The following is a 24,003-nucleotide window of genomic DNA, read 5'->3' as shown; positions in this document are numbered from 1 at the left end:
TAAAACATACAATAAAGAAGAGAGGAGCGTTCCTATGAGAATGAACATTGGCCCTATTATTACAGAAAAAAGAAAAGAGAAAAAGATTACGCAACAGGAGCTGGCTGATTTTATTGGTGTTTCCAAGGCATCTGTTTCCAAATGGGAGACGGGGCAAACATATCCGGATATCACCTCTCTTCCAATGCTTGCTGCGTATTTTAATGTAAGTATTGATTCCCTGCTGGGATATGAATCGCAGCTCGATCCAAAAGAGATTCAGCATATATATGCTTCCTTAAAGGATTCCTTTGAAACAAAGTCGGCAGAGGATGTTTTAGTTTCTATCAGAAGCTTTATTCGCAGATATTATTCCTGTTATCCATTTATCCTGCAAATGGGATTACTTATTATGAATCATATTGACCGGCTTCCCGGAGAGGGCGGAGAAGAAAAAAATCAACGCTATATGAACGAGGCAAAGGATTTATTTGTTCATGTCCGTAAACAGGCAAAAGATCCGGAGCTGATTACAAAGGCTTTTAAGCTGGAAGCCTATTCATTATTTACGTTAAAAGAGGCAGATCAGGTGTTAGAAATTCTTGGTGAACATCCTCCTGGTATTTTTCCTGTAGAAAGCTTGATTTCAGGAGCCTTTCAAATGAAAGGAGAGACAGATCGGGCAATTGGAACGCTTCAAAGTGCATTATTTCAATACGTCATTATTGTGATGAGTGCATTTACAAATTATTTGCAGCTATTAATAGAATCACCTGATAAATTTAAAGAGACTGTTCAAAGAGGAAGAGCAATAGCAGATACCTTTGAACTCGCGCCGTTACATCCGGTGGCTTTGATGAATTTTCAATTATCAGCTGCTTTCGGTTATGCACAAATGAAGGAGGAGCATGCAGCACTCTCCATGCTGGAGGAATTTACAGAGGTAATAAAGGAAATCAGCTTCCCGGTAGTCCTTCATGGCGATGATTATTTTGATCAAGTAGATGACTGGTTTAATAATCTGGATATCGGCAATCAGATGCCAAGAGATTCTATGCTGGTAAAAGAAAATTTCATAAGTGCGGTTGTAGATAATCAGTTATTTTTAAATTTACAGGAAAAAGAAAGATTTCAGCAGATAAATATGCAGTTGAAGCGTCTATTGGAAAGTGAGGAAGGAAAATGAATGGTATTTCATTTTTAATGGATCATTTACCACTATTAATACCGTTAATTATACTGCAATTTACGCTGATGATTACAGCACTGATTCATGTGATAAAGCATCCAGATTACCGGTTTGGCACGAAAGGGATGTGGATTTTTATTGTTGTGATTCTACAACTCATTGGTCCTGTATTTTATTTCGTATTTGGGAAAGGAGACAATGAATGAATATTATAGAGGTAAAGAATGTTTCTAAAAGCTTTGGCTCCAAGCAGGTTCTGGACGGACTTCATTTAGGCGTTCCAAAAGGCTCTATTTTCGGATTTGTAGGAGGCAACGGGGCGGGTAAAACAACAACGATGAAGCTGATTTTAGGACTTGAGGAAACGACAAAAGGAGATATATTTGTCGGAGGAGAAAAAGTAACATTTGGAAATACAAAAACGAACCGGATCACAGGTTATTTACCAGATGTTCCAGAATTTTATCCGTACATGTCTGCGGAAGAATATTTAACATTCTGTGGTGAATTTACCGGATTAAAAAAAGCGGAACGAAAACAAAGGATAAAAGAAACCTTGACATTGGTAGGCCTGGAAGGAAATAAAAAAAGAATTAAAGGTTTTTCCAGAGGAATGAAACAGCGGTTAGGTATTGCTCAGGCGATGTTAAATAATCCGGAATTACTTATTTGTGATGAGCCGACTTCTGCATTAGACCCTGAGGGAAGAAATGAATTCTTAGAACTTCTGGCATCTTTAAAAGGGAAAATGACCATTTTATTTTCTACTCATATTTTAGGAGATGTGGAGCGCATCTGCGATTATGTAGGAATTTTAGATGAAGGGAAGCTGAAGGTAAGTTCATCGATAGAAGCGTTGAAGCAAACCTATGCGAAATCGCAAATAGAACTATCTTTTGATGAAGCGGCAGATTTTTCTATTCTTATTGCAGAGCTTAATGCTTTAATAGAGCAAGAAATTATTACAGAGGTTGAGAAGATAAACGAGCAGAACCAAGTTATTATTTCTTATAATAAAGATTATACAGATGTGGCTGGGGTGCTGTTAGAAAGCCTAATAGCTAAAAAAATAATGCCGGTATCTTTAAGGAAAATGAATCCTTCTCTGGAATCTATCTTTCTGGAGGTGATTCGATGAAAAATATTTATTACTTTTCCAAAAAGGAATTTTTAGAAAGCTGGCGTACATCCAGATTGTTAATATTAATGATTATTTTTCTTATTTTAGGTATTATGAATCCATTGATTGCGATATTAACACCGGATATTATCCAGATGAGCTTTGGAGATTCACTGCCAGTGAATATTCCGGAACCGACCTCTCTGGATTCTTGGGGGCAATTTTACCAAAACATGACCCAGATGGGGTTAATAGTGATTACGCTTTTGTTCAGCGGAACAATGAGTGGAGAAGTAAGTAAGGGAACACTAATTAATCTGGTTACAAAAGGATTGAAGCGTTCTACAGTAGTGATTAGTAAAAGTATATATTTAATTCTTCAATGGAGTTTTTGTATGCTTTTAGCGTTTTTTGTGACATGGGCCTATACACTTTATTATTTCACGGATGATAATAGCCCGCATGTTTTTCTGGCAGTTTTTCCTTTATGGATCTTTGGAATATTATTAATAACAACGATACTTTTAACCTCAACTGTCTCAAAAAACAGCTATGAAGGCTTGCTGCTCACAGGAGGGTTTGTAGTTCTTTTATTTGTCATGAATATTTTTGATAAATTCGAGCGTTATAATCCTATTACACTTACCAGTGAGAATATTAACTTTTTGCAGGGTGCTTCCAACATAGGAAATTACATGCCTGCCATGCTTATTTCTTTTTTCTTGTCTTTGTTGTTTATCTATTTATCTATTGTCATTTTAAACAAAAAGAAATTATAACAGCAGCCTGCGGACAGAAAGAAATAATTTATTCCTTCCTGCCCGCAGCACTATTTCATCCTAATTTTAAACATTGTCCCTTTTCCAACCTCACTCTTCATCTCCACTTTGCCGCCATGAGCCTGAATAATATCCCTGGAAATAGCCAGTCCAAGCCCCGTGCCGCGTGATGTGGTGTTCGTGCCCCGGTAATAACGGTCAAAAATTTGTGTCTGCTCTTCTTTTCTGATTCCTCTTCCATTATCATGGATAATAATGCTGTTTTCTGTTACCTCTACGGTCACTTTTACATCCTCATCATTATGGATTAAGGCATTTAAAATAAAATTTAATAAAGCTCTTTTCATTAAATGCTGATCTATCTCCCAAGTTAATTCTGGTGCACTACTGTTAAAGTCAATATCATGCGTTTGAAATTGCGGGTCATTCAATAAATCAATAATTATTTTTCTGACAAAGCCTTCTACCCGGGTTTCCTGAAGGTTCAGCGACATATCCTGATTTCTGAGGCGCATGGTCAGATTAAAATCATCGAGCAGCTCTTTCATATAAAGCGATTGACGCTCAATAACTTCGGCATATTCCAATCTCTCCTCCGGTGAAATTTCGTCATTCCGCAGCAGCTCTGCATAACCGCGGATGGATGCGAGCGGTGTTTTAATATCATGGGAAACATTGCTGATCCATTCATTGCGCATTTGCTCCAGCTTTTGCCGTTCATTCTCATGTGCCTGCAAGGTTTCGGATACATCATTTAAGTTGGCAAATACACGTTTGAACACTCCTGGCCGCTTCATTTTTTTCGGCTGAAACTTTCTTTCCTTCAGCTCGCTGATTCGTTCGATTATTCGCGAGACAGGCTTTGTCAACACGGTACTGAACAGAAATCCGACAATAACAGCAATAATTAAGTCAACGATAACAATTGCGCCCAAGAACTGGGAAATATACGTAAAAACCTGCTGTGGATCAGCCATAATGATTGTCCGCTGCTGTTTAGAATCTGGAACCCCGACGATATAGCTGTAGCCCTCATATTCCCCAATAAAATATGTGTTAAAATCATTATCCATATATTTGTATTTATGAACTAATTCTACTGGTGTATAGTGTGTGGCAGCACTGTCCGGTGCGTATTCATCCGAGATAACATTCCCATTTTCATCCAATATCTGCAGCCAGGCTCCAAAGCGGGCCAGCGCATCCTTTCCTTCCTCTGAGACAACAGGCTCACCGTCTTCGATTGATAAATTATGATAAAAAGCGCGGGTAAAGTTTTCGCCTGTATCATGTATAATATCTTCCGGATCTTCATTATGCTGGGAAAGTAATAACGCAATCAGAATAACTGTATTAACAATACTGACGATAAAGACAATACTGAGAATGGAAATAAGATAGCGGATGGTCAGTTTCCATTTCATGATGTATTTGCTCCTTTTTCAAAGTCAAAAATGTAAAAAATGATTACCCGTACCTGGGCATAAAATTTTAAGGATTAAAACGGTATCCCAATCCTTTTACAGTAACAATATAGGCAGGTGCTGACGGGTTTTCTTCAATTTTTTCCCGCAGTCTGCGGATATGCACCATTAAAGTGTTATCTGCTCCGTAAAATTCTTCGCCCCATACGGTTTCAAATAAGGTTTCCTTGCTTAAAATATGCTTTGGATTGCGCATAAAGCATGCCATTAATCCTACCTCTTTAGCTGTCAGCTCCAGGATCTCGCCATCCTTGCTTATTTCTGTTTCATCACTATTGATGGTAAAGACACCGATATTTTTATCTGCTTTGGCTGGTGCATGAGAGCTTGCTGCTTCCATTGTGTAAATGCCTGCCCGGCGCAGCTGCGCTTTGACACGGTAAGCCATCTCTTTTGGACTGAATGGTTTGGTAATATAGTCATCTCCGCCAATAGCAAGTCCGAGTATTTTATCTATTTCATCTGATTTAGCGGATAAAAATAGAATAGGAATACGGGATGTTTCACGGATTTTCCGGCATAAATCATAGCCCTCTCCATCTGGAAGCATTACATCTAATATTGCCAAATCCGGTTCAAATTTAGTGAATTGCTGCCAGCCTTCTTTGATAGACCCAGCTGTGGCAATTTCCGTCAGCCCCTCTTTTTGAAGAGCTGTTTTCATTAATTGACATAAATCCTGTTCATCATCAACAATTAATATTTTGGGCTTTTCCATGTAAAGCACACACCTTTCTTCCTTTATATGTTAAGTAAATTTGTATTTAGAGCAATATCATCGGATGTAAGGCTCCTGCATCAGAAAATAATGAAGCTTTTCTTTATTATTGGTTAAAACGCTGAATTATTTCTATCATAACAGGAATTTGTAAAGGATGAGCGAGATTTAAACATTTTGTAAGGTTGAATTGATGGCTGTTTAAGGATGGGGGTCTATAGTAAAGGTATAGAAAGTTCACAGGATATATAAGGGGTGCAAAAATAATGGAACATTTATTAAAAGTAAACGATGTTGAAAAAATATATGGAAAAGGCGCAAATACATTTCAAGCGCTGAAGGATATCTCCTTTACGATCGATCACGGTGAATTTGTCGGGGTGATGGGACCATCTGGTGCTGGGAAATCGACGCTTCTTAATGTACTTGCAACGATTGACACTCCAACAAAAGGTGATATTTACGTAGAGGAAGACAATATCGCGAAGATGAAAGAAGATAAATTGGCAGACTTTCGCCGGGATCACTTAGGATTTATTTTTCAGGATTATAATTTATTAGATTCTTTAACAGTACGTGAAAATATTCTTCTGCCGCTGGCTATTGCTAAAAAGCCGGCAAAGGAAATAGAAGAAAAGGTAAATACCATTTCCCGTTCCTTTGGAATAGAGGATTTATTGGATAAGTATCCATATCAGATTTCTGGCGGTCAAAAGCAGCGTACTGCTTCCTGCAGGGCACTTGTATCGAATCCAAAGCTTATTTTTGCTGATGAACCGACAGGAGCATTGGATTCTAAATCAGCTACTGATTTATTAGAAAGCTTAAGTGGTCTGAATAAAGAGCATGAAACAACGATTATGATGGTAACACATGATGCTTATGCAGCAAGCTTTTGCAGACGTATCCTGTTTATAAAGGATGGAGGTCTGTCGCAGGAGCTTATCCGCGGTACATGTACAAGGAAGGAATTCTTCCAGATGATACTAGATGAATTGGCAGAAGTAGGCGGTGACGGGAATGACCTTGTTTGAGTTAGCATTAAAAAATATTCGCAGAAATATGAAGAGCTATGGACTATATATCGGCTCCACGATTTTCTCAATTATTATTTATTTTACCTTTGCGATGTTAAAGCATAGTGATGATATCAGCGGATTAGCAGAAACATCGAAACAAATGCAGGCAGTGATGAGCGCCTCGGCGTTTGTACTGATGATTTTTGTAGCTATTTTTATTCTGTACTCTAATTCCTTTTTTATGAAAAAAAGGAAGAAAGAAGTTGCTCTCTATTCTTTACTTGGTGTACGCAAACGGTCTATCGGCTTTTTATTATTCTTTGAGAATATCGTAATTGGACTGGTTGCTTTAGTTATTGGCGTGGGATTAGGATTCTTGTTGTCTCAGGCTTTACTATCACTTTTATTAAAGTTAATGGGATTATCTCTTTCTGTCGGTTTTGCGTTTTCGATGCAGGCAGTGATTGAGACAGTGGTTGTTTTCTTCGTTATTTTCTTAGTTACCTCTTTGCTGGGGTATCGGGTTATTTATAGATTTAAACTGATTGATTTATTCCATGCTGAGAAACAAGGGGAAGCGCAGCCGAAAGCACGCACCATTTCTGCGTTAATTGGCGTACTTGCCTTAGCAGGAGCTTATTGGCTGGCTTTGCAGGACCTGATGACTTCTTCCGTCTGGCGGATTTTTGGCTTGGCGATGCCGCTTGTGATTATCGGCTTAACAGTTTTAGGGTCATATCTATTATTTAGCAGTGTCCTTGTCTATGTTTTAAACCTATTGAAGAAAAGTAAAAGCTGGGCTTGGAAAGGGCTTAATCTAATGACAACCTCCCAGCTCCTTTACCGGGTCCGCGGGAATGCGAAAACGTTAACGATTATCGCAACATTAAGTGCAACAACCATTACAGCCGGCGGAGCAATATTCGGTACGTATTATAATACAGAAAAAAATGTGGAAGAAAATGTGCCTTTCTCCTTTATGTGGGAAGGAGAGGAACAAAATATAGATTCGGAAATAGTAGAAGATGCGGTGAGCTTCGAGACGAAGGATATAGTAGTACCTGGGGAACCATATGATCAATCTTATTATGTTATTGATGAAGAAACATTTATGAAATTGACAGAAGCACTCGGCTGGGATGTAGGAGATATAGATTTGGAACAGGACGAGGCAGTGGTGGTTGATCCTTTCTTTGATGAGCGTTGGCAAGAAAAAGCCGACACGGTTGAACTGGGGAATGATGAGAAAAAAGTGGAACAGTTTTATGAAAAACCGTTATTTAATGTTCCTACCTTGCCAGGTACTGTCTTAGTTATGAATGATACATCTTTCCAGGAACTGGATGGAGATAAGACAACTTATCAGGCAGTACAAATCTCTGATTATAAGGATCATTTAGATCTTTCTAAGGAGCTGGAAGCAAAGACTGAAGGATTTTCCAGTGCAGCACAAATGTATCAGGATTCCATTGAAGCTTCTGGAGCCATGTTATTTGTCGGCAGCTTTTTGGGGTTAGTATTCTTAGTGGCTACAGGCAGCATTATCTTCTTCAAAATGATGACAGAAGCAGAAGAAGATAAGGATAAATATGCTGTTTTATACAAAATCGGTGTTTCTAAAAAAGAAATGAAAAAAACAATCCGTTATCAGGTTGGCCTTATATTCCTGGCACCGCTGGTATTAGGATTAATGCACGGAGCAGTTGCGTTGATGGCATTTGCAAATTTATTAGATATGAATTTATGGGAGCCAGTTATTATTTGGATGGCGGCTTACACAATGATTTATATTTTATACTACGTGATTACAGTCCGGGGATTTAATAAAACAATCACTCAGACTGTCACACAGGAGGGTTAAAATGAAGAAAATAATAGCTTTGGTGATTGGTGTAGCAGTCTTGTTTGTTGCTGCTGTAGTTGTTTTGATGACAGTAGACTTTAATAGAGCAGGAAAAGATAATGTTTACGTGCAGGTTGGTGAACCGGCAAGCACAGATGAAGATAAGCTGGATACAGGAGAAGTAATGAACACTTACTGGTATGAGCAGCCTGCTTATACAGAGGCCGGGGAAGAAATTCAAGTTAAATTCTCTGCACAAAAAGAATTGCGTCAAGGAGCATACCTCATGCTCTATGTGAATAAGGATAATGAAGTTTCTTCGTATGATGAAGTGAAGGAAGAGGAATTGCCGGCTGCTGTGAAAGAAGCGTTGTAATTCGACAGAAAAAGCCTTATAAGGTATAAAGCGTTTATACCTTATAAGGCTTTTTATATTTTCAAGTACACCCGTTCTTTACTTCACTAAAGAAAGCCTATATGCTTAAGAAAAGATAACGAAAGCGGGCTTAAAGGAGAAGATTTTATATGAAACCTAAGATTCAGGATGTCGCAAAGGTTGCTGGTGTATCTCCAACAACAGTTTCGCGTGTATTGAATGACAGAGGGTATATCAGCAGCAAAACGAAAGAAAAAGTATTTGCGGCAATGAAGGAAATTAACTATGTCCCCAATGACCTTGCGCGTTCTTTGTATAACAAGCGCAGTTACTTAATTGGTGTGATTGTTCCTTCCACAAGCAATCCTTTTTTTGGAGAATTGGTTGCTTATATTGAGAATATCTGTGATGAAAGAGGCTATAAAGTGCTTCTTTGCAATAGTCTTCATGAAGCGGATAAAGAGAAAAAATATTGGGAAATGCTGCGCCGCAACCAGGTGGATGGCGTAATTGTTGTCACATATAATCGGGGATTAGTTGATAAGAACCAGCAATTTCCTGCTGTTGCAATTGACCATTATTTATCGGAGAAGATTCATGTTGTCAGCTCAGATAACTTCCAAGGCGGAGAAATGGCAAGCAGAGAGCTGATAAAAGCGGGATGCAAAAAAATTATTCATATTAACGGGGATGCCAGTTTGGAAACGCCGGCAAACAACAGACAATACGCATATGAAAAAGTAATGAAAGAGGCTGGAAGAACACAGGAAACCTATCATGTTCCCGATGTGGCCTTTTTAGAAAGTAGTATTGATATCATCAAACAGCTTTTCGAGGAGCATCCAGATGTAGATGGTATTTTTGCAAGTGATGATTTGCTGGCTGTCCGGACAATGCAGTATGCGGAGAACCTGGGCTATCGTGTGCCGCAGGATTTAAAAATTATTGGTTATGATGGGACAAGCCTGATCCGTTCCATTTATCCGAAGTTAACGACAATTATTCAGCCTACATATCAGATTGCGGAAAATGCGGTAGAGACATTGATTCAGGAGATTGATGGAAAAACCTATGATATGAAAGAAAAAACATTCCCCGTTTCGCTTTGGAAAGGAGAAACGACCGGGGGATAAAAGTGAAAGAATATTCCTCAATCAATTTTTAGAAAAAATAAAATAGCTGCGCAATAAGAAAAATCTGCTATAATAATCGAATGATACTAGACCTAAGGAGTGATATTAAAGATGATAGGAGCAATTGAAGCAGGCGGAACAAAGTTTGTATGTGCAGTAGGGAACCCAGACGGCACTATTTTAGATCGAACTGCTTTTCCAACAACAACACCGGAAGAGACATTGGAAAAAGTGGAAGAATTCTTTTCGAAGCATGACATTGAAAAACTAGGAGTAGGAGCTTTCGGACCAATCAATTTGCGAGCAGGCAGTGATAATTATGGTGCGATTGAAAATACACCTAAAATCCCCTGGCGCTACTATCCGCTTATGGCAGAGCTTGAAAAACGCTTTAATGTCCCGGTAGCAATCAATACAGATGTTGTTGCTGCTAGTATGGGAGAATATGAATATGGTGTTGGAAAAGATTCCTCCAGCTGTCTTTACATAACAGTGGGTACAGGTATCGGGGCAGGCCTTGTTCAAGACGGGCAACCTTTTCAAGGAAAAAACCATTCGGAAATGGGACATGTTTTACTAAAAAAACATCCGGACGATACGTTTGAAGGAGCATGTCCAAGCCATGGCACCTGCTTAGAGGGATTAGCTGCAGGACCGGCAATTGAAGCACGTTATGGCCGAAAAGGAGCGGACTTGGCTGATCAGGATCATGTCTGGGAAATAGAAGCTTACTATCTTGCCCAGGCAATCATGGACTATTTTGTTATACTTTCACCAGAAAAAATTATTCTTGGAGGAGGGGTAATGAAGCAGGAAAAGCTCTACCCAATGATTCGTGAAAAATTTATGGAATTGTTAAATGGCTACATTGAAGTGGAAAATGTAGATGAATTAATTGTTGCTCCAGGGTTGAATGACGAACAGGGTGTTAAAGGCTGTATTGCTTTAGCGGTAAAAGAATAATTTTAGCAGAGATGAGTCAAAGGAGGAAGATACTGCCTGATTCATCTCTTTTTTATTGACAGGAGATTATTAAACTATTTATAAAAGATAGCCGCATTCAGATTCGAATGGTAAATTCTTATTTTGAAAGAACGGCGGAGGAAGTAATTGAAAAAGTGAGCAGCTTCTTCACAGAACTTTCACTTTTCAATTATTTAAAAATAATTTGTGAAAATTTATGTCAACCGGTTGACATATTTCTGAAAGTATAAGATGATAGTACATAGAAATTACTGATACCGTTTTCAATGGTTTTCATAAATATAAAATAATTTTAAGAGAGGGAGATTTTAATGCTATATCAAGAAAAACATCGTCCACAGCTTCATTTTACACCAAAGGAAAATTGGATTAATGACCCGAACGGCCTTGTTTACTATGAGGGAGAATATCATTTATTTTACCAGCGCAACCCGCATGCTAATGATCATGCAGATATGCACTGGGGGCATGCAACAAGTACAGATCTTTATCATTGGGAAGAACATGGGATTGCGTTAGCCCCAGATGAATTAGGAGCGATATTCTCCGGATCAGCGGTCGTAGATAAAAATAATACAAGTGGCTTGTTTGAAAACGGTTCCGGCGGATTGGTTGCTATTTTTACACATGATGGTAAGAGCCAGCAGCAAAGTATCGCCTATAGTGAAGATAAAGGAAGAACATGGACAAAGTATGAAGGAAATCCGGTTATTCCGAATACAAAAATAAAGGATTTTCGTGATCCAAAGGTTTCCTGGCATGAAGAAAGCAAGCAATGGGTTATGGTATTAGCCTGCGGAGATCATATTCAGTTTTACGGCTCACCAAATTTAATTGATTGGACGTATCTATCCTCATTTGGAAAAGAGTATCCTTCCCATATCGGTGTTTGGGAATGTCCAGACCTGCTTTATTTACCGGTAGAGAACAGCTCTAAAAAGGAATGGGTTCTTATTGTAAGCATTAATGACGATGGACCTAATGGCGGATCAGCAGTTTATTACTTTACGGGAAGCTTTGATGGGAAAGAGTTTCATCCGAATGAACAACCTGAGGATGCTTTAAAATGGGCAGACACGGGGAAAGACTTTTACGCTGCGGTCAGCTGGGATAACACAGAAGACACATACTGGATTGGCTGGATGAATAATTGGCAATATGCAGGGGCTGTTCCTGTATCTCCATGGCGCAGTGCGATGAGCCTGGCAAGGAAGATGACTTTGTATGAAAAAGATGGAAATCTTTTCTTAAAACAGGAACCGATCATCGATGATAACAATAAAGAAGCGGTAACTTATCGGAATATAGGCATTCAAACCGAAACTGCTGAAAGCTATGAAATTAGTGATACAGGGCAAGTGGATTTACAGATTTCCGAAGCGTCAGACAGCACAAAATGGGGCGTGAACTTTGTTACAGATCAGGACGAAGTATTCTGTTTAGAAGTGGATAAAGAAGACACTTATACGTTCTATCGTACAGAAGGTTTCATCGACTTTTCAGAGGACTTTCCGAAAGAAATAAAAGGCAGCTTACATGGCCTGGGTATTCAGGAATTGAAAGTGATTATTGATAGATCGTCCGTGGAGATATTTATAAATAACGGGCTAAGCACATCCACAAATCTGATTTATCCAAAAGGGACAGTAAGGCGGCTGGAAATATTTACAGTAAATAAAGCATTACAGATAGATAATATAACATGGACAAATCTGAATTCTATTTGGAAATAATAACAGCTGGGCGGGAGGAGTGAGGCTGCTCCTCCCCGGCATATAAAGAAAGGATCTAATAAAAATGGATTTTTTAAAAAATAGTAAGTATTGGTTTTCGTCCGGGTATCTCTTTTTCTTCTTTATTACGTGGTCTATCTGGTGGTCCTTTTATGCAATTTGGCTGAATAACAGTCTTGGATTAACTGGCGCACAGGTAGGAACAATTTATTCGTTCAACTCATTCTTTTCTTTATTTTTTATGATTCTTTATGGGTATATGCAGGATAAGTTGGGTACGAAGAAAAATCTGGTCTGGTTACAGAGTGTGGTACTGGTTTTTATTGCCCCATTTGTTATTTATGTATATGAACCGCTGCTTTTAAATAATTTTTATGTGGGTGCAGCAGTTGGTGCTATCTATTTAGGAGCAGGATTTATCGCCGGAGCAGGATTTTTGGAATCCTTTACAGAAAAGCTCAGCCGTAAATACAATTTTGAATTTGGTAAAGCGCGTATGTGGGGATCCTTGGGCTATGCTGTTGCAGCTATTGGTGCAGGTGCATTAATGAGCATTAACCCGCATATTAATTTCTGGATTGCATCAGGAACCGGGGTTATCTTCCTTTTCATTAACGTGTTTTTTAAAGTGGAAGTTTCCAAAACAGAAGAAAAAAGTGTTTCCAATATATCTATGAAAGATATCCGCTTTTTATTTTCAAATAAGGTCTTCTGGTTTTTAATTATTTATCTGTTTGGCACAGTATGTATTTATACAGTGTATGATCAACAGCTTTTCCCTGTCTATTTTGTAAGCCTCTTCTCCGGCAGCGGTGCAGATGGAAATACAGTCTACGGTATTCTTAATTCGGTACAAGTATTTGTGGAAGCTATCTTTTTATTCTTAGCGCCATTTATCGTCAACAAAGTCGGAATTAAGCGTTCTCTTGTACTGGCGGGAAGTATCATGGCCTTCCGTATCATCGGTTCAGCGACAGTAACAGGCGGTTTTGGAATTTCATTTATGAAGATGCTTCATGCAGTCGAATTACCGATCCTATTGATCGCAGTGTTTAAATATATCGCTGCGAACTTTGATGTACGTCTTTCTGCAACTGTTTATCTAATCGGATTTAAGGTATCGAGTGAAATCGGTGTGATTGTCTTTTCTGCATTAGTTGGCTGGATTTATGATCAGACCAGCTACGAAACGACATTTTATATTTTGGGTGCGATTGTAGTATTATTCGTTATCTTCTCGATTTTTGCACTCAATAACAATAATAAAGAGCAGAAATTAGATGAGCATGAATTTGCGATGGCAAAGGATTAAATAAAAGCGAAGAGCTGTTTACACAGTTCCTCGCTTTTATTTTTCAGCCAATTTTAGAATGCAGGTTCTTATGAAAGAAACGATTAAATAGATTAAATAATATAGCACGATGACAAAAAGAATGGCAGCTGACATAGAAAAAATATTTTAAGAAATTTTTGTGGAAAAAGAAGGAGTTTACAAATAAAAGGCGAAATTAACTATATTGGAAGGGTTTTCAAAATTAAATAAAAATCATTTACATGCTGTTCTCTCTGAAGAACTTTTTTTATAAAACTATACATTATAACGTTATGATTTAAAGAGAGCTGCATATATTATGAAGGAGTGAAGATGTTTGGATATTTTGTTTAAGGGTGATGTGGAAAAACTGCGCTCAGGAATTATAGAATTACAGGATGCTTATGGATTTACTATTGTCGAACAAGGAGGGACAATACTGACAGGCAAGCAGGATGAAAGTATAAAAGGGTTAAACGTAGAGTTTGATGAGGGGGCTGGAACGATTACCTATCATCAGCCATGTCATTTTTTTAGAGCACTCGGCCTGGTTTTAGAAGAGTTGAACAAAGGAAATAAACAGATTCATATTCGGGAAGAGATGCAGTTTTCCAGTGTTGGTCCTATGTTCGATCTATCGCGTAATATGACGATGAAGCTGTCTACTTTAAAGGATTTTATCCGGAAATTAGCAATGATGGGTCATAATGCAGCCATGCTGTATATGGAGGATACATATGAAGTAGAAGGAGAGCCTTATTTTGGTTATATGCGCGGGCGTTATAGTGAAGCGGAATTGCGGGAGCTGGATGATTATGCAAATCAATTTGGGATAGAGCTGATACCTTGTATCCAGACATTGGCGCATTTAGAGGAATTTCTCAAATGGGATGCAGCTTATAAATATAAGGATACGCGGGGAGCTCTATTATTAGAGAGTGAAGCTACGTATGATTTATTGGACCGGATGATTTCTTCAGCAACAAAGCCTTTCCGGAGCAATCGTATTCATATCGGCATGGATGAAGCGGAAGAGGTAGGGCGTGGCAGATATTTAAATATCAATGGGTTTAAAAATCGTTTTGATCTAATGAAGGCACATTTAGATAAGATTGTGGAGATAACTGATAAATATCATCTGCAAGTCGTAATGTGGAGTGATATGTTTTTAAAACTGGCTTCCGAAACAGGAGACAGCTATGACAAAACGACCGATTTACCAGAGTATATTGTTAATCAGCTGCCAGATAATGTGCAATATATGTATTGGCAATACGCTCAAGCAGATAAGGAGCATTATAAGCGGATGCTGCAGCAATTGAAGCGTTTTGGCAGTACGCCGGCATTTGCCGGCGGGATGTGGGTGTGGAATACATTCGCTCCTAATTATCAAATTTCCCTGACTGCCAGTGAACCGGCACTTACGGTCTGCAAGCAGGAGGGCATTGAAGATGTGTTTGTGACGCTTTGGGGAGATGACGGCTATGAGAACAATGTATACTATGCTCTTTATGGACTGCAATATTATGCCGAACATGCTTATCATGCAGAAATAGATGTAAATCATGTAAAGGAACGTGCGCTGTTTTGCACAGGAGTTGACCCGGAGGCGCTCCTGGCTTTAAATAAAATGGATCAGCCGCCAGGTGTGGACGAAGGAAATACATTGCAGACAAACCCTTCTAAATTCTTATTATGGCAGGATTTGCTGCTGGGTTTATTTGATAAGCATGTTGAAAAAAAAGACGTAGGAGTCTTCTATGAACAGCTTGCGGAGGAAATCGGGCAATATAATCAGCAAACCCCGGGAGGTTTCTTTGATCTGCCGGAAAAGCTTTGCCTGGTTCTTGCGAAAAAAGGAAATTTAGGTGTCGAATTGAAAGCAGCTTATGATGCAGACAATAGAGAAAAACTGCAGGATATTGCCGGGAGAGTTATACCAGAAGTTATAGAGCGTGTGAAGGCGCTCCAAGCTGCTCATCGAAAGCAATGGCTGTCCTTAAACAAACCCTTTGGCTGGGAAGTAATTGATATCCGTTATGGAGGACTATTACAGCGGTTGGATACAGCTTGCATACGGATTAATGATTATATAAAGGGTGATGTGGATAAAATGGATGAACTGGAGCAAGAGAGATTGTATTACTCTCCAAATGTAGAGGAATCCAGCGGCTTAGGCTGGTGCAGCTACTATTATCGAATGGCATCGCCTAATGTATTCTTTCATGTACTGCCAATTTATTAAACAGTTATGGTTGTTTTGAATTCAGCTGCAATAAGGAGGACGTCAGATGGATAAACAGTATACAGAAGTACTTGTCGGCTGTTATGGCAAAGAGGATTCAGCATGTATTCATTGGTTAAAAATACATGCTGAATCTGGTAAGATTAAACGTTTAGGAGGACAGGATGGTATTGCTAATCCATCCTTTTTAGTGAAGCATCCAGTAAAAAATCGAGTGTATGCGGTCAGTGAAGTGGAAAACGGCGAAGTGGTCTGTTATGAACTGGATGATGAAAATCATTGTCTGAAAGAAGAAGATCGTTTACCGACGCATGGCGGACCGTGTTACGCAGAGGTAAGTGGCTGCGGGAAATATTTATTTGTCAGCAATTATTCGAGAGCGGGCGTTGTTGTTTATGCTCTAAATGAAAATGGAGGTTTGCAGGAAGAGGTGGAATATATTGCTTTCACCTCTGCAAATAATCAAGCGTCTCATATACATACAGTCCGGCAAATTCCAGAGACTTCTTTTGTCATCATGACAGATATTGGGAAAAGTAAATTATGTATTTATCAATGGGATGAAAAGCAAATGCGCCTGCTTCCATCCCAAAGCATTACGATACCAGAAAAAGTGGGGCCAAGACATATTGCATTTCATCCTGATATGCCGATGTTGTATGTAGTCAATGAGTACCAATCAAGTGTATTTGTATATAAGTATGCTGAATCATCAGCTTCTATCCAGTGCATTCAGGAAATAGAAACAGTACATGATTTGAAGAATTACGGTGCAGAAATTCAATATTTTGACGGCAAACTGATTACCTCCAACAGAGGAGCAGATTCATTGACTCTTTTTCGTGTGAGAGAAGATGGCAGGCTGGAAAAAGAGAACTCTATTCCAGTAAGTGGAGAATGGCCCAGACATTTTTGTAGTAATCAATTGATAAATAATCAATTATTTGTTTGCAATCAGAATAGTAATAATATAACAGTTCTCCGTCAAAAGAATGATACATATTCTATGACAAATGATACATTTACTATTCAAAAACCGGTATGCATCATTGGTATATAACTATTGAGACGGACTCTTGAAAAGTGATGTTAAAGTTTTAGAGCTGGTTCTACAAAAAGAGACAAAAAATTCATCTTAATCATTATAATGTTATGTTGACACTTTTAAAAAATAGTGATACTATTTTGAATAAGCAAAATAATACGCATCTAAGAGTATTAATTTAGTAAAGGAGTGGTAGATTAAAATAGTGAAATATAGAAGATATGTCTGATTGTAAAAGAAACTTCTATTAAAGCCGTCCATACCGTATGGTAAACGTAGAAGTGACCGCATTATGCGGGAACTCGTTTTACATTTTTCCTACTTAAAAAGGGGGTTCATTATGTTAAAGAAATTATTTTTTCTAATAGCAACTCTTGCTTTTGTAAGCGCTTTATACGCGTGCAGCAATGATGATGGTGATAGTGACAGCAAGGAAGGAGAAGCAGCAAGCGGGGATAACGTCAATGCGGAAGGATTTCCGATTGTTGATGATGAATTAGAGCTCACCTTCTTTGCGAACAAGCCTGCACAGAATGAAGGCAATGACTGGAATGATATTTTAATTTGGAATGAGTACAGAGATTTAACAAATGTTGACGTAAATTGGAACCTGGTCAGCCCGGATGCTTTAGAGGAAAACCGAAACCTGGCATTAGGAAGCGGCGACCTGCCGGATGCTTTCTTTTTAGCACAGCTGACGAATACAGATTTATTACGTTATGGTTCTCAGGGTTCTTTTTTAGCATTAAATGACTTAATCGATGAGTATGCGCCAAATTTAAAAGAACTTATGGAAAGTGATCCGACAATTGAAAAAGCAATCACTTTCCCGGATGGCAATATTTATTCTATGCCGGCCTTAATTGAAGAGGATTTTCTTTCTTTACGACTAAGTGCAAGGCCTTGGATTAATGAAGATTGGTTAGAAGAGCTGGATATGGATATCCCAGAAACAACAGGAGAATTCTATGAATACTTAAAAGCTGTAAAAGAGCTTGATCCGGCAGGCAATGGAAATACGATTCCTTATGGAGGAACAGCAATCATTGAGCTTGTTCAATGGCTGTCCGGATCATTTGGAGTTATGAATTATGGTCCATCAAATACGAACCTGGACTTGGATCCAAATGATGATTCCAAAGTCCGTTACTATGCAACAACAGATGAATATAGAGATATGATGGAATATATTAATATGCTTTATGAAGAAGGTTTAATCGATCAGAGTATTTTTACCATTGAGTGGGGACAATTCCTTGCCAATGCATCAGATAATTTATATGGCAGCATGATTTTCTATGATCCAATTGAGCTGTTTGGAGAAGAAATCGGTTCTCAATATAATAGTTTAGCAGCTTTAGAAGGTCCTGATGGATATCAGTCTTATAATAAGCTTTCCTCTTCTGTATGGGATCCTGCCAACCTGGTTATTTCCAGTGATAACCCGAACCCGGAGGCAACTGTACGATGGATGGATTATTTCTATGGTGATGAAGGTGCAGAGCTTTATTACATGGGTGTTGAAGGAGAAACATTTGAAGTTGAAGATGGAGAAACTGTTTATAGTGATCATATCTTAAATCCAGAAGGAGACATGACATTTGAACAAGCAATTGCACAAGATCTGACATGGCTTGGTTCTATCAGCGGAATTATTAAAGAAGATTACTTCCAGGGTGGAGAAACAGCACCGCAATCATTGGAAGCTGCTGAAAAAATCCAACCGCAGGTAATTGATGAAGTATGGCCAAGATTTACGTTTACAGATGAGGAAAATCGTATCCTTCAATCTACAGGGGAAGATATTAACAAGTATGTAGAAGAAATGCGCGACAAATTTATTACAGGTGATGAAGATTTAGATGAATGGGATAATTATGTCCAAACGATTGAGCAGATGGGGATGGAAGAATTACTGGAAGTTTACCAGGCTGCATATGATCGTTATCAATCTAACTAAATCGTAGAATAATTCGTTTCGCGGGAGCAGTGGGTCGACATGTGATCCTTCCCCTTTAACAGGGAAAGCATCCCGTTAAATATCACATAGAGAGGGCAGTATATCTCATGCCCTCTCTTTTTTTAAAAGAGTAAGAAAGTATAAAATGCTGAGGCGTTGCCCGCGGAAAGCGACTTCCCGTAGCGGACATCTCCATGGCAAGAATATCAGTATTTTAAAGACCAAGTGATTTTCTTGGTCTTTCTAAAGAAAATAATAAGAAGCAGATATATGATACATCATGAGTTTGGGTTACATAAGACGTGAAAACAGGATTTTGCTGCGATGATGTTCACAACCTAATTGCAGTATTCCATATGAAGAAGGAGGTCTACTGAAAGATGGCAAAAGACCAATCCATACAAAGGGGTAAAAGAGCCACAATCAAGAAGAGTTTTCAGCGTAACTGGCAGCTTTACCTTTTCATGATGCCAGTCTTTTTGTACTTTTTTATATTTCATTATATTCCGATGTACGGCGTGCAGATTGCCTTTAAAGATTATTTTGCGACACTTGGTATCTGGGGAAGTGAATGGGTAGGATTTGAACACTTTGAGCGTTTCTTCAGTTCTTATTATTTTTGGAGGCTGCTCAAAAATACCATCATTTTAAACCTGTATATGCTTGTATTGTTCCCGTTACCGATTATTTTAGCTCTGGCATTCAATGAACTCAGAAATGGTGCATTTAAAAAATGGACACAGACTTTAACTTACGCACCGCATTTTATTTCTGTTGTAGTCGTTGTTGGAATGCTTGTAGCTTTTCTGGATCCGAATACGGGTTTAATAAACCACTTATTGCGTGCACTTGGAATAGATTCAATCCCATTTCTAACAAGCCCGGACTGGTTCCGTCATATCTTTGTATGGTCCGGCCAATGGCAGACACTGGGATGGAGTACAATTATTTATCTGGCTGCGCTGGCAGGCGTAAATCCGGAACTTCATGAAGCTGCAAAAGTAGATGGTGCAACGCGCATGCAGCGCATTTTGAGAATTAATATTCCAAGTATTATGCCGACAATTGTGATTTTATTTATTTTAAATATCGGGAATTTCATGCAAATTGGTTTTGAGAAAGTACTCTTGATGCAAAATACACTGAACTCAGAGACTTCTGATGTTATTCAGACGTTTGTGTATGAGACTGGTATATTGGAAGGTCAATACAGCTTTGCTGCTGCTGTAGGATTATTTGAATCAGCTATTAATATTGTCCTTTTAATTACCGTAAACCAAATTGCTCGAAAAGTCAGTGAGAACAGCCTATGGTAGGGAAGGAGATGCCTGATGTCAAAATTCAGTTTGTCGGATAAAGCCTTTGATCGACTCAATTTTCTATTTGTCTTGCTTATAACGATAATCATTATTTATCCACTAATATTTGTGATTAGTGCGTCGATTAGTGATCCCCATGCTGTAAATACAGGAAAGATGTGGTTATGGCCGGTAGATGTGACATTCGAAGGCTTTCAACGTGTATTTCAGAATGATGCTATTTGGATAGGATATAAAAATACAATTATTTACACAGTGGTCGGTGTTATTGTTCACTTGTTTGTTCTCTTACCGGCAGCCTATGCGTTATCACGGAAAGAATTGATGGGCAAGAAGGCCTGGCTATGGTTTATATTATTTACTATGCTATTTAACGGAGGTTTAATTCCTACGTATTTAGTAGTCCGCAATCTGCAAATGCTGGATACAATGTGGGCAATTGTTATCCCTGGAGTAGTAGGTGCCTGGTCTATCTTAGTTGCAAGAACCTTCTTCCAGCAGACAATACCTGATCAGCTGGTGGAAGCAGCTAAAATTGACGGGGCTAGTGATATCTATTTATTTTTCAAAGTAGTTTTACCACTATCCATGCCGATTATTGCAGTTATGGCATTATTCCACGGTGTCGCATTATGGAACCAATATTTTAATGCATTGATTTATTTGAGGACGGAGGATAAATTCCCGCTCCAGCTCATACTGCGGCAGATTTTGATATTGAATGAAGTAAGTGCCGACAGTGCGTCCAGTGCTGCAGGAAGTGCTCAATCCTTTGCAGATCAGATAAAGACAGCGTCCCTTGTAAAATATGCGGTTATCATTGTATCTGCTTTGCCGTTACTTATTGTTTATCCGTTTTTACAGCGCTTTTTTGTAAAAGGTGTTTTGATTGGGTCAGTGAAGGAATAAACCAGATTTACGCCAGCTCATATTTTTAAAGAAAAGGAGAGGTTATGATGGCAGAAGTAGCTCGTGGATATTATATATTTGCAATTTGGATAACCCGTCTCGCCTATCTGAATATATTATGGGTTCTATTTACGATTGCAGGTCTTCTTTTCTTTGGAATCATGCCTGCAACTGTTGCGATGTTTGCTATTGTCCGTAAGTGGCAGAGAGGCGAGGACGAGGTTCCGATTTTTACAACGTTTTGGGGAGTTTATCGTAAGGAATTTTGGAAAGCAAACAGTATTGGAATCATTCTGTTTCTGCTTGGATATTTCTTTTCCATTCAATTTCAAATTCTTGGTGCACAAAGCGCATTAGTCTATCAGATGGCCCAATTTTCTATCGTTATCGTCTTTGCTTTATTGGCTATGCTCGTAATTTATTTATTCCCGATATATGTTCATTTTGATTTGAAAGCGATGCAATACTTAAAATGGCCGCTGATTGTATCTATTGTTCACCCGATTCTCACTGTGTTTTTACTAGCTTGTATCGGCTTGGCCGGCTATTTTATCTTCCAAGTATTCCCGGCAGTGCTTTTCTTTTTTGGCGGCAGCCTTTCTGCTTACTTTATTACTTGGGGAGTATCTAAAACATTTTCCAAGTATGAAGCGGCAATATAAATAAAGAAAGAAATATAGAAATAAGAAATAGCATGGAGCGGAGGGGGGATGGACGATGATACAAGTGATTAAAAATGTATTGCTGACAAATGGACAAAAAACAGATATTTTAATAGAAAATGGGCGAATTAAAGATATAGTTGCAAATGCAGAAGGCTTCTATCCAGTACTGTTAGATGCGGAAGGAATGTATGCTTCCCCCGGATGGATTGATTTACATACACACGCTTTTCCGAAGTATAAGCCTTATTGTGCCTCTCCTGATAAAATAGGTTATCAAACTGGTGTCACAACTGTAGTTGATGCCGGCAGCAGCGGTGCAAATACGATAGAGGAATTTTACAAAATTGCTAAAACAGCAAGAACAAGGGTGCTTGCATTCCTGAATGTTTCAAGGGTTGGCTTAGAACGAATAGATGAATTAGCAAACTTAGATAGCATCTCCTGGGAGGCAATACGAGATACTGCGAATGCTTATCCTTCTTTTATTATCGGCTTAAAAGCAAGAATGAGTGCAAGTGTAATAGGTGATAGTGGATTAAAGCCGCTGCAGCTTGCGGTAAAGTACAGTACAACGTTAAATAAACCGTTGATGGTTCATATTGGCAGTGCACCGCCAATGCTGGATGAGATCCTATCTCTGTTAAATAAAGGGGATATTCTTACACACTGTTATCATGGGAAAAGTCCTAATCATATTTTCCAGAATAACGGGGAGGTCGACCCTGCTCTGGCTGACGCTGTACAAAGAGGAGTCTATCTTGATGTCGGTCACGGGAAATCAAGCTTTTCATTTCAGATTGCAAAAAAAGCAAAGGAAACCGGAATATTTTTTGATACAATCAGTACAGATATTTATGAGGATAATCAGATAAATGGACCTGTATACAGTATGGCTGACACATTAACCAAGTTTCTAACATTAGGTTATTCATTGGAAACTATTATCCGGGCAGTGACAGAGACACCTGCGCAAATTTTAAATCGGCCCCGGCTGGGAAATTTTAATAGCGGCTCTTATGCAGAATTTACATTTTTTACAGTAGAAAAGGAAACGAAGATACTGACAGATTCTTTAGGAAATGAAATCATAACGAGTCAAGTAATTAAACCGCAGGCAGTTTTTCTTGGCGGTGAGTATATTGAACTCGAGAAGCATTATTCCTGCGAAGTATAGAGAGTAGATATATTTTTCGTTGTTTTATGTGATGGAACAGGTACTATATTTAATTGTTTATTATTTCTCTTGACTACAAAGTTTAGTGTAGCTATGATTACTGATACAATAAGAGGAAATACGGAAAAAACATTTACAGAATGGCAGCTTTCGTTATACTTATACTAAAGCTTATAGGATAATTATTCACTCTTAGCTATAATAAGACATCACATGGTACTATGCGGGAGTTTAGGCACCGAACGGATCAGTGGATTTGGATACAGAAAGGTAGAGATTACAATGAAGCTAAATTTAAGACAGGGATCTTTATACTTGCAGGTAAAGGATATATTGAAGGAAAGGATTATCAGCGGCCAGTACCCTAAAAACAGCTTAATCCCCTCAGAACCGGAACTGGAAAAAGAATTTGAAGTAAGTAAAATTACAATCCGCAGGGCGGTAGAGCAATTAGCTCAGGAGGGATATGTGGAGAAAAGAAGCGGTATTGGTACTACAGTACTTGCTAACCAGGCTGTTTCTAAGCTTTCGAAGGGACAGCGTTTTTCTGAATATCTGATTGGAGAAGGTCATCATTTAGGTAAAAAATTGATCGAGGTTAACAAAGTAGAGGATATCATGCCGCAGGTCAGTACGTTAGCAGGAGATGGTGCATATTGTGTGGAGCGTCTTTATACCTTAAATGAAGAGCCATATATCCATTTCAGGCATTATATCCCATCGTCTATTACGTTGCCAAATGACCCCAATGTATTTGTGAATTCATTATATGACATGCTGTATCAGGAAGGAATTCGTTTTTACCGGTTTAAGGATGAATTCAGTGTTTCTGTTCCGGAGCCGGCAATTGCGGAGATGCTGGAGATTGAATTACAGCCATTATTACAGCGGGAACGTTTTTCATATGATGATCGTGACAGGCTGGTAGAATATTCCGTTGCTTATTATCGTACGGACCTGCATAAGTATATTGTGAATTTTAATGTATAAGTAAAAGCGTACCCTGTATTTTCAGGT

The 24,003-nt window shown here is 38.6% G+C and carries 21 protein-coding genes; 19 read left to right on the top strand and 2 right to left on the bottom strand.

Features of this window, described 5'->3' with window-relative positions; genetic code table 11:
• The first annotated feature begins 34 nt into the window (after positions 1-34).
• The 4 genes from BN1068_RS08795 to BN1068_RS08780 are packed head-to-tail and all read left to right on the top strand — an operon-like array spanning position 35 to position 3,067.
• Positions 35-1,165 carry a helix-turn-helix domain-containing protein gene (locus BN1068_RS08795; protein WP_077602485.1) on the top strand — a complete coding sequence of 377 codons (1,131 nt, stop codon included), beginning with the start codon at positions 35-37 and terminating at the stop codon, positions 1,163-1,165.
• Entirely contained in the window at positions 1,162-1,374 is a 213-nt protein-coding gene (locus tag BN1068_RS08790; RefSeq protein WP_077602484.1) for a PLDc N-terminal domain-containing protein, read from the top strand. Before BN1068_RS08795 ends, BN1068_RS08790 begins: the two co-directional genes overlap by 4 nt.
• Entirely contained in the window at positions 1,371-2,306 is a 936-nt protein-coding gene (locus BN1068_RS08785) for an ABC transporter ATP-binding protein (protein ID WP_077602483.1), read from the top strand. Before BN1068_RS08790 ends, BN1068_RS08785 begins: the two co-directional genes overlap by 4 nt.
• Positions 2,303-3,067, top strand: a complete 765-nt coding sequence (locus BN1068_RS08780; RefSeq protein ID WP_077602482.1) for an ABC transporter permease subunit — start codon at positions 2,303-2,305, stop codon at positions 3,065-3,067. The genes BN1068_RS08785 and BN1068_RS08780 overlap by 4 nt, the downstream gene beginning before the upstream one ends.
• Before the next feature lie 50 nt (positions 3,068-3,117).
• Here BN1068_RS08780 and BN1068_RS08775 read toward each other — a convergent pair whose 3' ends face one another.
• Positions 3,118-4,491, bottom strand: a complete 1,374-nt coding sequence (locus BN1068_RS08775) for a sensor histidine kinase (RefSeq protein WP_077602481.1) — start codon at positions 4,489-4,491, stop codon at positions 3,118-3,120.
• Positions 4,492-4,558: 67 nt separating this feature from the next.
• On the bottom strand, positions 4,559-5,269 hold the full coding sequence (locus BN1068_RS08770) for a response regulator transcription factor (RefSeq protein ID WP_077602480.1): 711 nt from the start codon (positions 5,267-5,269) through the stop codon (positions 4,559-4,561).
• Positions 5,270-5,535: 266 nt separating this feature from the next.
• Here BN1068_RS08770 and BN1068_RS08765 point away from each other — a divergent pair, with 266 nt between their 5' ends.
• From BN1068_RS08765 to BN1068_RS08695, 15 genes are all read left to right on the top strand, one after another.
• The gene (locus BN1068_RS08765; RefSeq protein WP_077602479.1) at positions 5,536-6,303 is read left to right on the top strand and encodes an ABC transporter ATP-binding protein; all 768 of its coding nucleotides are present in this window, start codon (positions 5,536-5,538) and stop codon (positions 6,301-6,303) included.
• The gene (locus tag BN1068_RS08760; protein ID WP_077602478.1) at positions 6,290-8,149 is read left to right on the top strand and encodes an ABC transporter permease; all 1,860 of its coding nucleotides are present in this window, start codon (positions 6,290-6,292) and stop codon (positions 8,147-8,149) included. Before BN1068_RS08765 ends, BN1068_RS08760 begins: the two co-directional genes overlap by 14 nt.
• Before the next feature lies 1 nt (position 8,150).
• Entirely contained in the window at positions 8,151-8,507 is a 357-nt protein-coding gene (locus BN1068_RS08755; protein WP_077602477.1) for a YxeA family protein, read from the top strand.
• 149 nt (positions 8,508-8,656) lie between these two features.
• Positions 8,657-9,640 (top strand): LacI family DNA-binding transcriptional regulator, encoded by a 984-nt coding sequence (locus BN1068_RS08750; protein ID WP_077602476.1) that lies wholly within the window; start codon positions 8,657-8,659, stop codon positions 9,638-9,640.
• A gap of 111 nt (positions 9,641-9,751) precedes the next feature.
• The gene (locus BN1068_RS08745; RefSeq protein ID WP_077602475.1) at positions 9,752-10,603 is read left to right on the top strand and encodes an ROK family protein; all 852 of its coding nucleotides are present in this window, start codon (positions 9,752-9,754) and stop codon (positions 10,601-10,603) included.
• Between the two features lie 332 nt (positions 10,604-10,935).
• Positions 10,936-12,357, top strand: a complete 1,422-nt coding sequence (locus BN1068_RS08740) for a glycoside hydrolase family 32 protein (protein WP_077602474.1) — start codon at positions 10,936-10,938, stop codon at positions 12,355-12,357.
• A gap of 64 nt (positions 12,358-12,421) precedes the next feature.
• Positions 12,422-13,669, top strand: a complete 1,248-nt coding sequence (locus BN1068_RS08735; RefSeq protein ID WP_077602473.1) for an oligosaccharide MFS transporter — start codon at positions 12,422-12,424, stop codon at positions 13,667-13,669.
• Positions 13,670-14,006: 337 nt separating this feature from the next.
• Positions 14,007-15,914: a beta-N-acetylhexosaminidase gene (locus BN1068_RS08730; protein WP_077602472.1), complete on the top strand. Its 1,908-nt coding sequence runs from the start codon at positions 14,007-14,009 to the stop codon at positions 15,912-15,914.
• A 46-nt stretch (positions 15,915-15,960) separates the two neighbouring features.
• Positions 15,961-16,974: a lactonase family protein gene (locus BN1068_RS08725; RefSeq protein WP_077602471.1), complete on the top strand. Its 1,014-nt coding sequence runs from the start codon at positions 15,961-15,963 to the stop codon at positions 16,972-16,974.
• A 325-nt stretch (positions 16,975-17,299) separates the two neighbouring features.
• Positions 17,300-18,919, top strand: coding sequence for an extracellular solute-binding protein (locus tag BN1068_RS08720; RefSeq protein ID WP_254846736.1), 1,620 nt, complete (start codon positions 17,300-17,302; stop codon positions 18,917-18,919).
• A 380-nt stretch (positions 18,920-19,299) separates the two neighbouring features.
• Positions 19,300-20,235 (top strand): ABC transporter permease, encoded by a 936-nt coding sequence (locus BN1068_RS08715; RefSeq protein WP_077602470.1) that lies wholly within the window; start codon positions 19,300-19,302, stop codon positions 20,233-20,235.
• 15 nt (positions 20,236-20,250) lie between these two features.
• The gene (locus tag BN1068_RS08710) at positions 20,251-21,147 is read left to right on the top strand and encodes a carbohydrate ABC transporter permease (protein WP_077602469.1); all 897 of its coding nucleotides are present in this window, start codon (positions 20,251-20,253) and stop codon (positions 21,145-21,147) included.
• 47 nt (positions 21,148-21,194) lie between these two features.
• A complete protein-coding gene (locus BN1068_RS08705) occupies positions 21,195-21,809 on the top strand; it encodes a YesL family protein (RefSeq protein WP_077602468.1) in 615 nt (204 codons plus the stop codon).
• Positions 21,810-21,864: 55 nt separating this feature from the next.
• Positions 21,865-22,986 carry an amidohydrolase/deacetylase family metallohydrolase gene (locus BN1068_RS08700; RefSeq protein ID WP_077602467.1) on the top strand — a complete coding sequence of 374 codons (1,122 nt, stop codon included), beginning with the start codon at positions 21,865-21,867 and terminating at the stop codon, positions 22,984-22,986.
• Positions 22,987-23,268: 282 nt separating this feature from the next.
• Positions 23,269-23,976 (top strand): GntR family transcriptional regulator, encoded by a 708-nt coding sequence (locus tag BN1068_RS08695; RefSeq protein ID WP_077602466.1) that lies wholly within the window; start codon positions 23,269-23,271, stop codon positions 23,974-23,976.
• Positions 23,977-24,003 lie beyond the last annotated feature (27 nt).

The organism is Oceanobacillus sojae, from assembly GCF_900162665.1.
Classification (GTDB): Bacteria; Bacillota; Bacilli; order Bacillales; family Amphibacillaceae; genus Oceanobacillus; species Oceanobacillus sojae_A.
This window is presented reverse-complemented; position numbering and strand designations above follow the sequence as displayed.